This is a genomic window from Kitasatospora sp. NPDC002543 (assembly GCF_053594915.1).
The window spans coordinates 23,450-37,266 of record NZ_JBSFWR010000045.1 but is presented as its reverse complement, the minus strand read 5'-3'; the positions used below and the strand labels follow the sequence as shown (position 1 = coordinate 37,266).

The window sequence follows — 13,817 nt, the reverse complement described above, 5'->3', positions numbered from 1 at the left end:
CGCTGTGTCCGGTGGTCCGATGGGCGGGCGGATGGTGACCTGACGTTCCGTCAGAGCATGTGCACCCGGCGGTAGACGGCCGCCGAGCGGCCGGTGAGCAGCCCGGTCTCGGCGAGGAAGGCCATCAGGTGCCGGGAGCTGGTGCGCATCATCGCCTTGCGGTGCTCGTTGGCCCGCACCTCGGCCAGCGCCCGCTGGACGTCGAGCCCGGCGGCCCGGTACACGCCCGGGTGGACCATGCTGCTGACGATGACGTACGCGCCCACGGCGATGCCGGTGGCCGAGGCGCGCCGGCGGGCCGGGCTCGCGTGGCGCATCCGTTCGCGGATCTCCTGCCGGGCGAACTTCATGTGCCGGGACTCCTCGACCACGTGGATCCGGGAGGTGCCGCGGACGATCTCCAGCACGTTCTCGCCGCGCATCCAGTCGCGCTGCATGACGTCGAGCACCTCTTCGGCCACCAGGATTCCGCCGTAGGCGAGTTCGCCCTTGGCGAGGGCCTTGAAGGCGCGTCCGGCCTGGGCGATCACCTTGTTCGGCCGGTAGGCGGGAACGCCCATCTTGGCGCAGGCGCGGGCGAACATGATCGAGTGGCGGCACTCGTCGGCGATCTCGGTGAGCGCGAACTGGAACTCGGCGTTGGCGGGGTTCTTGAGGTACTGGTCGCGCAGCACCATCTGCTGGAGGATCATCTCGAACCAGATGCCGGTGTTCATGATCGAGCAGACCTCGTGCCGGGTGAGGGTGACCCGCTGCCGCTCGGTCATCTCGTCCCACAGCCGGGTGCCGTAGAGCGTGCTCCACTCCGGGTTGAGGCCGTACTGGCCCTCCGGGAGGGGGGCGTCCCAGTCGATCTCGGTCGAGGGGTCGAAGGAGAGGGTGGCGGCCGACTCCAGCAGCCGCTTCGAGACGTCGTCGTCGGCCTCGGTGTGGCCTTGCCCTGTCTGCCGGGTGAGAGCCATGGCTGCCTCCAGGTGCCTGCTCCTGCGGGTTCCCGCTCACCCGCTTATTAGACGGACAGTACAATAAGAGCCGGTCGCCGAGAACCCCCTGCGCGGCAACGATCCGGCGCGCGACCGCACCGCTCGCGCCCCCTCGCGCCCCCTCTCCCGCCTCCCGGCCCGCCTCCCCCGCCCGGCCTGCGCCCGGCCCCCGCCCGACCTCCGGTACGCCGAAGGGCGGGACCCGTCACCCGGATCCCGCCCCTCACCTGGCCCGCTCCCCCGCTACCCGCCGATCACCTGCCGCAGCGCCTCCGCAGCCTCGGCCGTCGCCTCCCGGAAACGGTGCCCGACGCCGAGGTAGTTGACGTACCCGTGGATGAGGTCCGGCTGCCGGCTCAGCCGCACCGTGACCCCGGCCTCCTCCAGGGCCCGGGCGTACGCCTCGCCCTCGTCGCGCAGCGGGTCGAAGCCCGCGGTGCCGATGTACGCGGGCGGCAGGCCGGCCAGGTCCTCGGCGAGCAGGGGCGACAGCCGCCGGTCGGCGCGGTCGACGGGCGCGGGCGCGTACCGGTCGGCGAACCAGTCCATGCCCGCGTCGGTCAGGAAGAACCCGTCGGCGAACAGCCCGCGCGAGGGCCGTCGGGTCGAGGCGTCGGTGGCCGGGTACAGCAGCAGCTGGAAGACCGGCGCCGGGCCGCCCCGCCGGACGGCCTCCTGGGTGAGGACGGCGGCCAGGTTGCCGCCGGCGCTGTCCCCGCCGACCGCGATCCGCTCCGGGTCCGCCCCCAGGTCGGCCGCCTGGGCGTACGCGTGGTCGAACGCGGCCAGCGCGTCCTCGGCCGCCGCCGGGAACACGTGCTCGGGCGCCAGCCGGTACTCCACCGACAGCACCCGCACCCGCGCCCGCTGGGCGAGGAACCGGGCGACGTGGTCGTGGCTGGCCCGGCTGCCGACCACCCAGCCCCCGCCGTGCAGGTAGACCAGCAGCCCGGAGCCGGCCGCCAGCCCGTCCGGGGTGTACAGCGTCGCGGCCAACTCGCCGTGCTCCCGCGGGATTCCGACGCTCCGCGCGGCCACCGTACGGTTCACCGGCCCGCCCACCAGGTGCCGCGCGGCCTCCATCGCGGCCCGCGACGACCCGACCCCGCCCGGCATCACCAGCGCCGCCTTCGACAGCCGCTGGAGCTTGAGGATCAACTGCGCGTCCAGCGCGAGCGTCTGCCCGTCCCGGACCACCGGCCTGCCCGCGATGGCCCGCCGCAGCCTCTCCGGCAGGGCGTACGCGGCACGGACGACGGCGGCCTGGATCCGGACCGGGGGTGGGATCGACATCTCTCTGCCTCCTGAGGGCGACCCCGGAACGGTGTCGGGGCGGTTCTGCCGGGGCCGGCAGCCCATGATGGGGCCCTCCCACCGGACGCGGAAGCCTCCTCGACGCCCCCTTCACCCGCCCTCGACCCCGCCCGCCTCCGCCGCACGTGCCCCGCCGCGCCGGTCAGGCGCCGCGCCGGTCCTGGGCGTCGAAGGCGGCCAGGGAGTGCGCCCCGGGCCGCAGGGCCAGGCGCAGCGCGGACAGCGTGGCGGGCTCCAAACCGCCCAGGGCGTCGGCGAGTTCCTCGGCCACGTCCGCCGCGATCTCCGCCGCCACCGCCTCCGCGGCCGAGCGCGGGCCGAGCTTGCTGACGGCGGCCGCGGCACGGGCGGGAGTGAGCAGCGCGGAGGCCTGGACGAGGAGCCAGGCGGGGACGCCCGCCGCGCCCTCCGGCGGCGGGAGGTACGGACGGGCGCCGTCGTAGCGGTCGTCCTCGGCGAAGGCCCGCTGCTTCACCTTCACCAGCGGGCGGGCCGGGCCCGGCTCGGGCCACTCGCCGGCCGGTTTGAGGACGTACCCCTCGGCGAGGTTGTCCGGCAGCTCGGGCAGGCCGAACAGGGCGGGCACCCGGGTGGGGTAGCGCACCGGCAGGTCGTGCAGGGTGTTCAGCGGGCCGTGTCCGAGCAGGGGCACGCAGGTGAGTCCGGCGGCCCGTGCGGCGGTGCGCAGCGTGCGGTCGGCGATCCACCGGCGGCCCTCGGGCGTCTCGACGGTGGCGTCGAACGGCAGCCAGCGCAGGCCGGGGGCGTACCAGACGCCGGTCTGGACCGGGTCGACCCCGGGGACGGCGGGCACCTCGGGGTGCGGGTAGCGGCCGCCGGCCAGTTCGCCGTAGACCGTCACCACGGCGGCGGGATCCGGGCGCACCGCGGCGGCGAACCGGGCCGCCGCGACGGACAGTTCGGGCCAGATCCGGCTCACCCCGAAGAAGCCGTCCAGCCCCTCGTCGTCCAGCAGTTCACGCCGCTTCGCGGCCCGCACCGAGCCGCCCTCGCAGACCACGGCGAAGTGCGCCCCGTGCACCTTCTCCGCCGCCGTCCACTCGCGGCTGCCGGGGCCGCCGGAGCGGCCGCGCCCGGGGATCTTCGGATAGGGCCGCAGTTCGGGCCCGCCGGCCCCCGTCTCGAACACCGTCTCGGACACGAACGGCATCCTCGCCGCCGGGCCCGCCGCCTGGCAACCGGGATTCCCGGGCCGCCGGCCGGCGCCCCGCCACGCGCCGGGGCACCCCGCCCAGGTCCGGCCCCCGTCACGGCGGGCGCCCCGCCCGGCCCGTGGCGGGGTGCCCCCCGTGACCGGGTCAGACCCCCCAGCCCGCCCGCAGTTCGGCGAAGGCCTCGTGGAACCCCGGGAAGGTCTTCCGCACGCAGCCCGGGTCGTCGAAGGTGATGCCGGGCGTGCGCAGCGAGGTGACGGCGAAGGACATCACGATCCGGTGGTCGGAGTGGGTGGCGATCTCGACCGGGCGCGGGGTGCCGGGCCGGATCTCGATCCAGTCGTCCCCGGTGGCCACCGTGACGCCCATCGCGCGCAGGTTGCCGGCGCAGGCCTCCAGCCGGTCGCACTCCTTGACCCGGGTGTTGTGGACGTCCTCGATCCGCACCGGCCCGGTGGCGAACGGGGCGATGGCGGCGAGCGTGGGCATGGTGTCGGAGATGTCCCGCATGTTGACGGTGATCCCGCCGAGCGGGCCCTCGCCGGCCACGGTGGTGCGGTCGCGGCCGATGTCCACCCGGGCGCCCATCCGCCGCAGCACGTCGACGAAGCGCAGGTCGCCCTGGAGCGCGTCCCGGCCGAGGCCGGGGACGGTCACCTCCCGGCCGGCCAGGGCGGCCGCGGCGAAGAAGTAGCTCGCGGTGGAGGCGTCCGGCTCGATCGGGTGGTCGGCGGCCCGGTATCCGCCGGACGGCACCTCGAAGACCTCGCCGGCCGGGGTCCGTTCCCGCTTCACCTCGACGCCGAAGTCGCGCATCATCGCCAGGGTGATGCCGATGTACGGGGCGGACACCAGCCGGGTGACGGTGATCCGCAGGCCGTCCCGGGTGAGCGGGCCGAGCAGCAGCAGCGCGGTCAGGTACTGCGAGGACTCCCCGGCGTCCAGGGTGAGTTCACCGCCGCGGACGCCGTCGGCGACGACCGTCAGCGGGTGGTGCCCCTCGGTCTCCCCGTGCCGCAGCTCCACGCCCAGCTCGCGCAGTGCCCGGGTGAGCGGGGCGACGGGGCGGCGGCGCATCTGGGCGGAGGCGTCGAAGCGGTAGGTGCCGTGGCCGGCGGCGGCGAGGGTGGGCAGGAAGCGCGCGGTGGTGGCGCCGTCCCGGCAGTACACCTCGGCCTCGGGCACGGCGGGCCCGGCCGGGCGGCCCTCCACCCGCCACTCCCCGGCCGTCCGCTCGATCCGGTAGCCGAGGGTGTCCAGCCCCTGCACGAAGCCCTCGGTGTCGTCCGAGGACAGCGGCCGGCGCAGGGTGGTCACGCCCTCGGCGGCGGCGGCCAGGAACAGGGCCCGGGCGGTGATGGACTTGGACCCCGGGATCTCCACGGCAGTCACGGCAGGCTCTCCCAACACGAGTGTCCGACAGGTGTCTTTCGGTGACGTCGGACCCGATCCTGCCCCACCGTGCGGCCGGTTCGGCGGGCCTTCCACGGACTGGACGGCGACGGAGGCGACAACTCCCGGCGAAGGCCGGGCGCCGGCCCCGGCCCGGCCCCGGGCTCAGCAGCGCGCCCAGAGCCCGGCCAGGTGGGCGCGCAGGACCTCCTCCGCCTCCGTCACCGTCCGGTGCCCGACCAGCACGTGCGCGGTGAGCCCGTCGGCGAGCGCGAGCAGGGTGCGGGCCTCGGTCCGCGCCACCACCGCCCCGCCGCCGGCGTGCCCGCCCAGCGCCGGTCCGCCGGCCTCGGCGCCGCCGACGGCCTGGGTGACCAGTCGCACCAGCAGCTCCTCCAGCGCCGTGTAGCTGCGCCGCAGGGTCGTCGCCAGCGCCGGGTCGACGGCGGCGCCGGCGACGAAGGCGAGCCAGATCCTGGCCTCGGCCCGGTGCTCCTCGCGCAGCAGCGCCACCTCGCCCGCCACCAGGCCGAGTTCGTCGGCCGCGGACTGCGCGGGGCCGGCCGCGAGCCGGTTCCGCACCCGCTCGGCGACCCGCTCGCCGACGTGGGCGAGCGCGAACAGCAGCATCTCGTCCTTGGTGCGGAAGCAGCGCTGGACGGCCCCCATCGACACCTCGGCCCGGGTGGCGACGTCCCGCAGGGTGACGCCCTCCAGTCCGTGCTCGTCCACCAGCAGGCAGACGGCTTCGGCGATCCGCCGGCGCCGGTCCTCGTGGTCCACCTGCTTGGGCATCTCCGGTCTCCCTCCGATTTATTCGATGCAAGCGTATCGGTTCCCGGGCTAGGGTTCGATCCGTTCCGATGCGACCGCATCGGAACGGATCGGAACAGCCGAGCAGATCCGGACGCCCCGGACCGACCCGAGGAGAACCGCCATGCCCGTGTGGAGCAGGACCGCCACCGAACTCGCCACCGCCGTGCGTGCCGGGGAGGTCTCGGCGCTCGACGTGGTGGACGGCCACCTGGCCCGGATCGCCGAGGTCAACCCCCGCCTGAACGCCGTCACCCAGCTCCTCGCCGACAGCGCCCGCTCGGCCGCCCGGGACACCGACCGCCGCCGGGCCGCGGGCGAGGAGCTCGGCCCGCTCGCGGGCGTGCCGTTCACCGTGAAGGAGTGCACCCCCGTCGCCGGTGTGCCCACCACCTTCGGCACCCCGCGCTTCCGCGACCACGTCGCCACCGACGACGCCGTCCCGGTGGCCCGGCTGCGCGCGGCCGGGGCGATCCCGATCGGCCACAGCAACCTGCCGACCCTGATCCTCGCCGGCATGCACACCCGCAGCGAGCTGTACGGCGACACCCTCAACCCCTGGGACCCGCACCGCACCCCCGGCGGCACCAGCGGCGGGGACGGCGTGGCCGTCGCCTCCGGGATGGCCCCGCTCGCGCTCGGCAACGACTCCGGCGGCTCGACCCGCATCCCCGCCTCCTTCAACGGGGTCGCCGCCCTCAAGCCGACCACCGGCCGCTTCCCCGCCGACCAGCGCCTGATCGGCCCGGACGACCCCGGACCGGCCTCGCAGGTCCTGGTCACCGACGGCCCGCTGGCCCGGACGGTCGCCGACCTGCGGCTCGCCTACGAGACGCTGGCGGGCACCGACCCGCGCGACCCGCGCGCCGTGCCCGTCCCGCTGTACGGGGAGCCGGTCGCCGCGCCGGTCAGGGTCGCCGTCGTCGCGGATCCGGGCGGCCGGGGCGTCCACCCCACCGTCCGCCGCGCCGTCGCCGAGGCCGCCGACGCGCTGCGCGACGCCGGGTACGACGTCCGGGAGGTTCCCGACGTCCCGCGGCTGGACGAGGCGCTCGACGCCTACTACCGCCTCACCAACACCGAGTTCGCGCCGAGCTGGCCGGCCGTCCGGCAGCTGCTGGGCGAGGGCGGCGACCGCTTCATCGACCTGACGATGCGCATCGCCCCGCCCGCGGACGCCCCCGGTCTGCTCCGGCTGATGAGCGTCTGGATGGGCGTCCGCCGCACCTGGACGGAGTTCCTGCAGGCGTACCCGCTGCTGCTGGGCCCGGTGTTCACCGAGCCGCCGGTGGAACCCGGCCTGGAGTCCCGGGACCAGGCCGGCCGCGACCGGGTCGCCTCGGCCATGCGGCTCTGCTCGGTGACCAGCTTCGTCGGCGTCCCGGCCGTCGCCGTCCCCACCGGTGTCGACCCGGACGGCCTCCCCACCGGCGTCCAGCTCGTCGGCCGCGCCTTCCGGGAGGACCTCTGCCTGGCCGCCGCCCAGGCCGTCGAGGACCGCCTGGGCACCCTCGCCCCGATCGACCCGCGGCCGTGACGGCCACGAACGTCCGAAGCGCCCCGAGTGCCCCGAGTGCCCCGAGCGCCCCGAGGCCGTAGCGCACCCGGCCGGCCCGCGACCGTAGCGGGCCGGCCGGGAACGCCGCCCGCCACCGCCCGCCACCCGCTCCCCCGCCGGCCCGCCGCCCCCGCTACGCCCCCGGCAGCCCCGGCACCACCAACCCGCTCTCGTACGCGATCACCACCGCGTGCGTCCGGTTCTGCGCGCCCAGCTTGCCCAGCACGTTGCCGACGTGCGTCTTGACCGTCTCCTGGCTCACCGAGATCAGCTGCGCGATCTCCGGGTTGGACAGCCCGGTCGCCATCAGCCGCAGCACCTCCTCCTCCCGCCCGGTGAGCGCCGCGCGGGGCAGCGCCTCGGCCGAGTCCAGCGGTTTGGCGGCGACCATCCGGCGCAGCGCGGCGGGGAACAGCACCGCCTCCCCGGCCGCCACCACCCGCACCGCCTCGGCGATCTGCGGGACGGGCCGCCGCTTCAGCACGAAGCCGCTGGCCCCGGCGCTCAGCGCGGCGGTGACGTAGCCGTCGTTCTCGAAGGTGGTGATCACCACGACCTTGGGGGGCTCGGCCCCCTTCAGCAGTTCGCGGGTCGCCTCGATGCCGTTGCGGCGCGGCATCCGGACGTCCATCAGCACCACGTCGGGCCGCAGCGCCCGGACCCGTTCGACCACGTCGACGCCGTCGGCGGCCGTACCGACCACCGTGATGCCCGGCTGGGCACCCAGCAGGGTGCCCAGGCCGCTGCGGGTGACGGGGTCGTCGTCGGCGATCAGGAGGGTGACCTCGGGCGCCCCGGGATCGCCGCCGCTCACGCGGACCGCCGCACCGGCAGCCGGACCGCCAGCCGCCACTGCCCGTCGCCGTACGGCCCGGCCTCGAACTCGCCGTGCAGCAGCCGCACCCGCTCGGCGAGGCCGGGCAGGCCGTGGCCGGAGGTCGGGAAGCCGCTCGCGCCCGGGCCGGCCGCTCCGGCGCCCACCCCGTTGACCACGCTGAGCTCCAGTTCCTCGGGCCCCGCCACCACCCGCAGGTCGATCGGCCCGCCGGCGCCGTGCCGCAGCGCGTTGGTCAGGCCCTCCTGGACGATCCGGTAGGCGGCCCGGGAGAGCGTGCCCTGCACCAGTTCCAGGTCCCCGGTGGTGCGGGGCACGACGACCGCGCCGGCGTGCCGCAGCCGGTCGAGCAGTTCGGGCAGGTCGGTGAGGGTGCGGGTCGGCGCGGTGCCCGATTCCTCCTCGCGCAGCACGCCGAGCACGTAGTCGAGGTCCTCCAGCGCGGCCCGGGTGGACTCCTCGATGCTGCGCATGGCGGCCCGCGCCGCCACCGGGTCGGCGGTCAGTACCTCGCCCGCGACGGCCGCCTGGATGGTGGCGGCGGTCAGGGTGTGCCCGATCGAGTCGTGCAGTTCGTGGGCCAGCCGGTTGCGTTCGGCCAGCAGCCGCTCCCGTTCGGCGGCCATCGCGAGCCGTTCGGCGGGCGAGGGGCCGAGCAGTCGGGGTGCCAGCCACCGCAGTGTGCTCGACACGGCCGCGAGCAGCACCGCCGCGAGGGCCAGGCAGAGCACCGCCACGATCCAGGCCGAGACGCCCGTCAGCTCGGTGCCCCAGCCGAAGAGGCTGACCCTCGCCTTGCCGTCCGCCCAGCTGCCCGGCAGGGCCACGCCCATCACCAGCAGCGTGCTGCCGCCGATCAGCACCGTCCATCCCAGCGCGACGTGCGCGACGACGAACAGCGGTGTCCGCCACCGCTCCGTGGCGGCGCCCTTCACCGGGTCGGGCACCGCGACACCCAGCAGCCGCCGCGCACCCGCCGCGAGCACCCGGCGCACGACCCGCGGCAGCCCGGCCGCCGCGAGCAGCAGGGCCCACACCGGCAGTCCCACCCAGGCGGCCTCCGGCCGGCCGTCCAGCCCGAGCGTCAGCCCGAGTGCCACCACCGCCACCGGCAGTCCGGCCAGAGCTCCGAGCACCGCGAACAGCACTCCCGTGTACGTCGACCTGCGCAGCAGCAATCGCATTCCCTTGATCATGCTCGCCAGTATCAGGGGCCCTTCCGCCCTGATCCTCCCCCGATCGAGGGAGGATCTCCGAACGCTCCCACCCGCCGTGACCGGCCCGTATTCGGCCGGAACGCGACCACTCGTTCGCATGAATCCGACCGGAAGCCGCCTCCACATCTCCCGAGTTCCAGACGATCGCATGAATGACGATCAATCAAAAGCTCTTCCGACAAGGCCTGTTGGCCACCGCCGCCGCCTCCACCCTCACCGCGCTGGCCGCGACGGCCGCCCAGGCCGCACCCGCGCAGCGGGACGACGGTCCGCACCGCTACCGGGTGTCCGTCCGGGCCTCCGGGGCCTGGGCCCCTCCCCCCGGCCTGGCCTCCTTCACCGTGCACATCCGGGGCCCCCGCGGTGGCACCGGCAGCGGCACCGGCGGTGGCGGCGGCCCGGGGGCCGCGGGCCGGTAGCCGCCCCGGCGCGGGCCGACGGCCGCGCGCGGAGGAGCCGACGGAATCCGGCAGTTTCACGGATCGCCCTGCCGGCGAACCGACGGTGGAAGAGACCGGGCCACCGGAGCCGAAACCCGACCGACCCGCACCGAACACAGCACCAACTCTCGTGATCCATCAGCGCGTTGACGAGACAGGAGTTTCCGCATGGCTGGTTCCCCCACCTCCCGCGGAGCCGTCGCGACGGCCGCGACGGCCGCCGCCGCCCTACTGCTCGGCCCGGCCCCCCACGGCCGCGGCGGCCGGCCCGAGGACCGGCCGGCCGTTCGGCCGGCCGTGATCAGCTCCGCCCCGGCTCCACCGGCCCGAGCGCGTCGCGCAGCATCGTCCGGGAGGTGATGCCGAGCTTCTCGTAGATCTGGTACAGGTGCGCCCCGACCGTCCGGTGCGAGATGAACAGCCGTTCGGCGATCTGCTTGTTGGTGAGTCCGGAGGCGGCGAGCCGGGCGACCTCCAGCTTCTGGGCGCTCAGCCCGTGGGCGTTCGCCGCGTCGGGCCGGGGCCGGCTCCAGCCCGCCGACTTCAGCTCGTTCCGCGCCCGCTCGGCCCACGGCCGGGCCCCGAGCTCCTCGAACACAGCGAGTGCGGCGCCGAGTTGGGCCCTGGCCTCGGCGCCGATCCGGGCCCTGCGCAGCCGTTCGCCGTGGGCGAGCCGGACCCGGGCGTGGTCGAAGCGCCACCGCTCGCCGCCGGGGGTGGCCAGGGCGAGGGCGAACAGCCGCAGGGCCTCCTGGTCGTCCTCGGTGCACAGGGCGTCCGACGCCTCCACCAGCATGGCGTGCCGGGAGGACACGGAGCCGAGGCCGGCCTCCCGCATGGCCCGGACGTGGGCGGCGGCCTCCGCGCGGCGGTCGCTGCGGACGCCGGCCTCGACGAGGTGAGCGGCTGCCCAGAGCGCGTGCGGGACATGCGGGGCCAGGGTGCCGGCGGGGCTGACGGCTTCGGCGTGCCGGTAGGCGAGCGCGAAGTCCCCGCGGCCCAGGGCGGCCACGGCCGCGGCCTGGTGGGCGTAGTGCGCGGCGCAGGGGGCGCCGTGGCGGGCGGCCCAGTCGATGACGCAGCCGGCCGTCGCGAGACTCTCGTCGGTGCGGCCGCGGGCGCCGAGGACGATGGACCTGACGTAGAGGAAGTACCAGGCGAAGGCGCGGTAGCCGTGGTCCTCGCAGGCCCGCAGGCCCTCGTCGGCGAGGTGGAGCGCCTCGTCCCACCGTCCGGTGAGGTAGTCATCCAGGCACAGGTGGATGAGCGAGGAGAGGAAGCGCCGGGCCGGACCGCCCTCCCGCCCGGTCCGCACCACCTGCCAGGCCGCGTCGCGGACCTCGCCGAGGCGGTCGAGGTAGAGGGCGCCGGTGCCGACCCGGGTGACCAGCACCGGGTCGGCCTCCCCGGCCGAGGTCATCGATGCGATGAGGGCGTCGAGTTGGCCGTGCGCCGCCGCCCCGGTCCGGGCGGGGTCGGAGAAGGTGCGGCCCAGGACGGTCAGGATGGCCGGCGGCTCGGGGGTGAGGCGCCGCACGGCCCGGTGGTAGGAGTCCCACAGCTCGGGCCTGGCCCCGAAGAAGCAGATCACCGCGAGGACGTGCAGGGCGTCGACGAGCGCCTTGTCCTCGGAGCGGTACCGGTGGGCGCCGGCCGCGGACTCGATGGCGGTGGTCAGCAGCCGGTGGGCGGTGGCCACGTCGCCGTGCCCACCCGCCGCGCCCCGGCCGGCCGTGTCCCCGGCCCCGGCCCCGTTGAGCACGAGCAGGGCCGACGCGGTGGCCGAGTGCAGGGAGTCCTCACCTTCCGGGGCGGCCTGCCGGGCGTCGTCGAGAAGCCGGCGGGCACTGGACAGGGCCCCGGTGGACTCGGCCCCCAGGTAGGCCGCCTCGGCGAGCCGGCGGCCGCGGTGGGGCCCTTCCGGGGAGAGGGCGGCCGCCCGGACCAGGGTCCGCATGGCCCCGGCCGCGTCGCCGCGCCGCAGGGTGAGGCCGGCGGCGTGCTCCAGCAGGGCGGCGACCTCCTCGTCGGGTTCCAGGGTCGCTTCGCCCAGGTGCCAGGCGTGGCGTTCGGGCTGGTCCGCGAGGGCCTGCGCGAGGGCCGCGTGCGCGGCGCGCCGTTCGCCGCTCAGGGCGTGGAGCACCATGGCCGAGCGGATGAGCGGGTGGCGGAACCTCAGCCTCTGTTCGCCCTCCTCGATGTCCACCAGCCGGTCGCGCTCCACCGGGGCGAGGTCGTCCAGGCCGTACCCGCCCTCGGAGCGGCGGGCGGCCGCCTGGAGCACGCCCAGGTCGCCGGTGCCCTCCAGGGCCGCGAGCAGCAGCAGGTGCCGGGAGCCGGCGGGCAGCCGGGCGATCCGGGTGCCGAACAGTGTCTCCAGCCGGCTGCTGAGCGGCGGCACGGCCGGCCATTCGGCGGAGGCGGCTGGCGGTACGGCGGGCGGCAGTTCCAGCAGTGCCAGCGGGTTGCCGCCCGCTTCGGCGAGCAGCCTTCGGCGCGCTCCGCGCCCGAGGCCAGGGAACCGCTCGGCGAGCAGCCGGGCCGCCGACTCGTCGTCGAGGGGCGGGAGTTCGTACGTGGGGAAGGCGTCGCGCTCCCGGGGGCCCAGCTCGCCGGAGCGCGTCGCGGCCACGAAGCCGACGCCCAGGCCGGTCACCCGCCGGGCGACGAAGCCGAGCACGGCGGTGCTGGCCGGGTCGACCCAGTGCAGGTCGTCGACGACGAGCAGCAGCGGCTGCCCGCCGGCCACGGTCTGGAGCAGCCGCAGGACGGCGTTGGAGACGAGGAGCTGCCCGGGCGGCGGGCCGCTGTCGAAGCCGAGCACCACGCGCAGGGCGTCGCGCAGCACGGCGTCGAGGTGTTCCAGGGCCCCCAGGTGCGGGAAGAGGATCTGGTTGAGGCCCGAGTAGCCGCAGTCGGCCTCGAACTCCACGCCCGAGGCCCTGAGCACCTGGGCGCCGTCGCCGAGCGCGGCGGCGGCGACCGCGTCCAGGACGGCGCTCTTGCCGATGCCGGCCTGTCCGGCCACCAGCAGTGCCCCGCCACCGGCGCCGAGGCCGAGCCGCTCCCGGAGCACCTTCACGTCCTCGTCCCGGCCGACCAGCGGCAGGCCCCCGACCCCGGGCCCGACCGGCCCACCGCCGCCGCCGCGGCCGCCGCCCACCACAGTCGTTCCCCTCCCGAACAATTCCTGCCGCCACCCCACCCCGAAGCGGACTTCCCGGGAGGGAATCCCCTCGGTACGGTCGTGAACACCTCCGGCCATTCCCCATTATGACGGTAAACAGCTCGTCAATTTCCGGACTTTCCGGTCCATTTTCGGCCGCTCGCCGCGGCGTCGGTCACACTGCCGGTCCGCCGCATGACTTATGCCCCGACCTGCACGGATGCGATCGGCCGTCCGCTCCGTGCAGTCGAATGACCGATGCGCGGAAGCACCCCGGTCGAAGAGAGTGGAAAGCAGTTCCCCGACTCCCCGGCGAAACACGCCGCCCCGGAAAGCGAGTTGCCCGTGTTCCTCACCTCACTCCGACTCAGGACCGCCGCCGTCGCGACCGCGCTGGCCGGCGCGGCACTGCTCTCCGCGGCGAGCCCGGCCGCCGCCGCGAACCCGCCCTACGACGGCTGCCCGGCGTGGGCGCTCTGCCTCTACCAGCACGAGGGGGGCACGGGCTCGAAGGCGATCGTCACGCCTCCTCCGGCCGGCGGCAACGCGGCGATCGTGCGGCTCCACTCGGTCCACTTCCTGAACGGGGAGATCGCCGACAACCAGGTGTCGTCCTGGATCAACAACTCGCAGTGCTCGGTCAAGTTCATGGACGACCCCTACGGCGAGCTCCACCCGTCCGACCTGGACTACACGGAGACGTGGCACTGGGGCGCGACGGGTGACTACGGCACCGGCACCTCCAAGTACTACGTCAACGACCGGATCTCCTCGCTCCAGTTCTGGTGCCCGTGACAAGCGGCTCCGGTTCCGGGGTGCGGCCTGTGGCCCACCCCACCGCCCCCGGCACCCGTCAAGGGGCCGGGGGCGCCGCCGTGCGCCCTCCCCGCTCCCGCCCCACCGCCGGAGCCATCCGACGACACG

The 13,817-nt window shown here is 75.6% G+C and carries 11 protein-coding genes; 3 read left to right on the top strand and 8 right to left on the bottom strand.

Translation table 11 applies throughout. The features are described 5' to 3' along the window. Nucleotides 1-50 precede the first annotated feature (50 nt). From ACWD4P_RS20305 to ACWD4P_RS20285, 5 genes are all read right to left on the bottom strand, one after another. Entirely contained in the window at nucleotides 51-962 is a 912-nt protein-coding gene (locus tag ACWD4P_RS20305; protein ID WP_449780472.1) for an AurF N-oxygenase family protein, read from the bottom strand. A gap of 264 nt (nucleotides 963-1,226) precedes the next feature. After that, nucleotides 1,227-2,276, bottom strand: coding sequence for an alpha/beta hydrolase (locus ACWD4P_RS20300; protein WP_449780471.1), 1,050 nt, complete (start codon nucleotides 2,274-2,276; stop codon nucleotides 1,227-1,229). 163 nt (nucleotides 2,277-2,439) lie between these two features. Then, the gene (locus ACWD4P_RS20295) at nucleotides 2,440-3,459 is read right to left on the bottom strand and encodes an RNA ligase family protein (protein WP_449780470.1); all 1,020 of its coding nucleotides are present in this window, start codon (nucleotides 3,457-3,459) and stop codon (nucleotides 2,440-2,442) included. Nucleotides 3,460-3,616: 157 nt separating this feature from the next. Beyond that, the gene (gene aroA, locus ACWD4P_RS20290; RefSeq protein WP_449780469.1) at nucleotides 3,617-4,864 is read right to left on the bottom strand and encodes a 3-phosphoshikimate 1-carboxyvinyltransferase; all 1,248 of its coding nucleotides are present in this window, start codon (nucleotides 4,862-4,864) and stop codon (nucleotides 3,617-3,619) included. A 165-nt stretch (nucleotides 4,865-5,029) separates the two neighbouring features. Then, complete coding sequence (locus ACWD4P_RS20285; protein ID WP_449780468.1) at nucleotides 5,030-5,659, bottom strand: TetR/AcrR family transcriptional regulator; 630 nt, start codon at nucleotides 5,657-5,659, stop codon at nucleotides 5,030-5,032. A 142-nt stretch (nucleotides 5,660-5,801) separates the two neighbouring features. On the opposite strand from ACWD4P_RS20285, the gene ACWD4P_RS20280 reads away from it, so the two are divergent. Beyond that, complete coding sequence (locus tag ACWD4P_RS20280) at nucleotides 5,802-7,214, top strand: amidase (RefSeq protein ID WP_449780467.1); 1,413 nt, start codon at nucleotides 5,802-5,804, stop codon at nucleotides 7,212-7,214. A gap of 154 nt (nucleotides 7,215-7,368) precedes the next feature. Here the strand turns inward: ACWD4P_RS20280 and ACWD4P_RS20275 are convergent, their stop codons facing one another. Beyond that, nucleotides 7,369-8,049 carry a response regulator transcription factor gene (locus ACWD4P_RS20275; RefSeq protein WP_359818037.1) on the bottom strand — a complete coding sequence of 227 codons (681 nt, stop codon included), beginning with the start codon at nucleotides 8,047-8,049 and terminating at the stop codon, nucleotides 7,369-7,371. Further along, entirely contained in the window at nucleotides 8,046-9,266 is a 1,221-nt protein-coding gene (locus ACWD4P_RS20270; protein WP_449780466.1) for a sensor histidine kinase, read from the bottom strand. Before ACWD4P_RS20270 ends, ACWD4P_RS20275 begins: the two co-directional genes overlap by 4 nt. A 173-nt stretch (nucleotides 9,267-9,439) precedes the next feature. Here ACWD4P_RS20270 and ACWD4P_RS20265 point away from each other — a divergent pair, with 173 nt between their 5' ends. After that, on the top strand, nucleotides 9,440-9,706 hold the full coding sequence (locus ACWD4P_RS20265; RefSeq protein WP_449780465.1) for a hypothetical protein: 267 nt from the start codon (nucleotides 9,440-9,442) through the stop codon (nucleotides 9,704-9,706). Between the two features lie 322 nt (nucleotides 9,707-10,028). Here the strand turns inward: ACWD4P_RS20265 and ACWD4P_RS20260 are convergent, their stop codons facing one another. Beyond that, complete coding sequence (locus ACWD4P_RS20260) at nucleotides 10,029-12,890, bottom strand: AAA family ATPase (protein ID WP_449780464.1); 2,862 nt, start codon at nucleotides 12,888-12,890, stop codon at nucleotides 10,029-10,031. A gap of 348 nt (nucleotides 12,891-13,238) precedes the next feature. On the opposite strand from ACWD4P_RS20260, the gene ACWD4P_RS20255 reads away from it, so the two are divergent. Next, nucleotides 13,239-13,688: a peptidase inhibitor family I36 protein gene (locus ACWD4P_RS20255; RefSeq protein ID WP_449780463.1), complete on the top strand. Its 450-nt coding sequence runs from the start codon at nucleotides 13,239-13,241 to the stop codon at nucleotides 13,686-13,688. Nucleotides 13,689-13,817 lie beyond the last annotated feature (129 nt).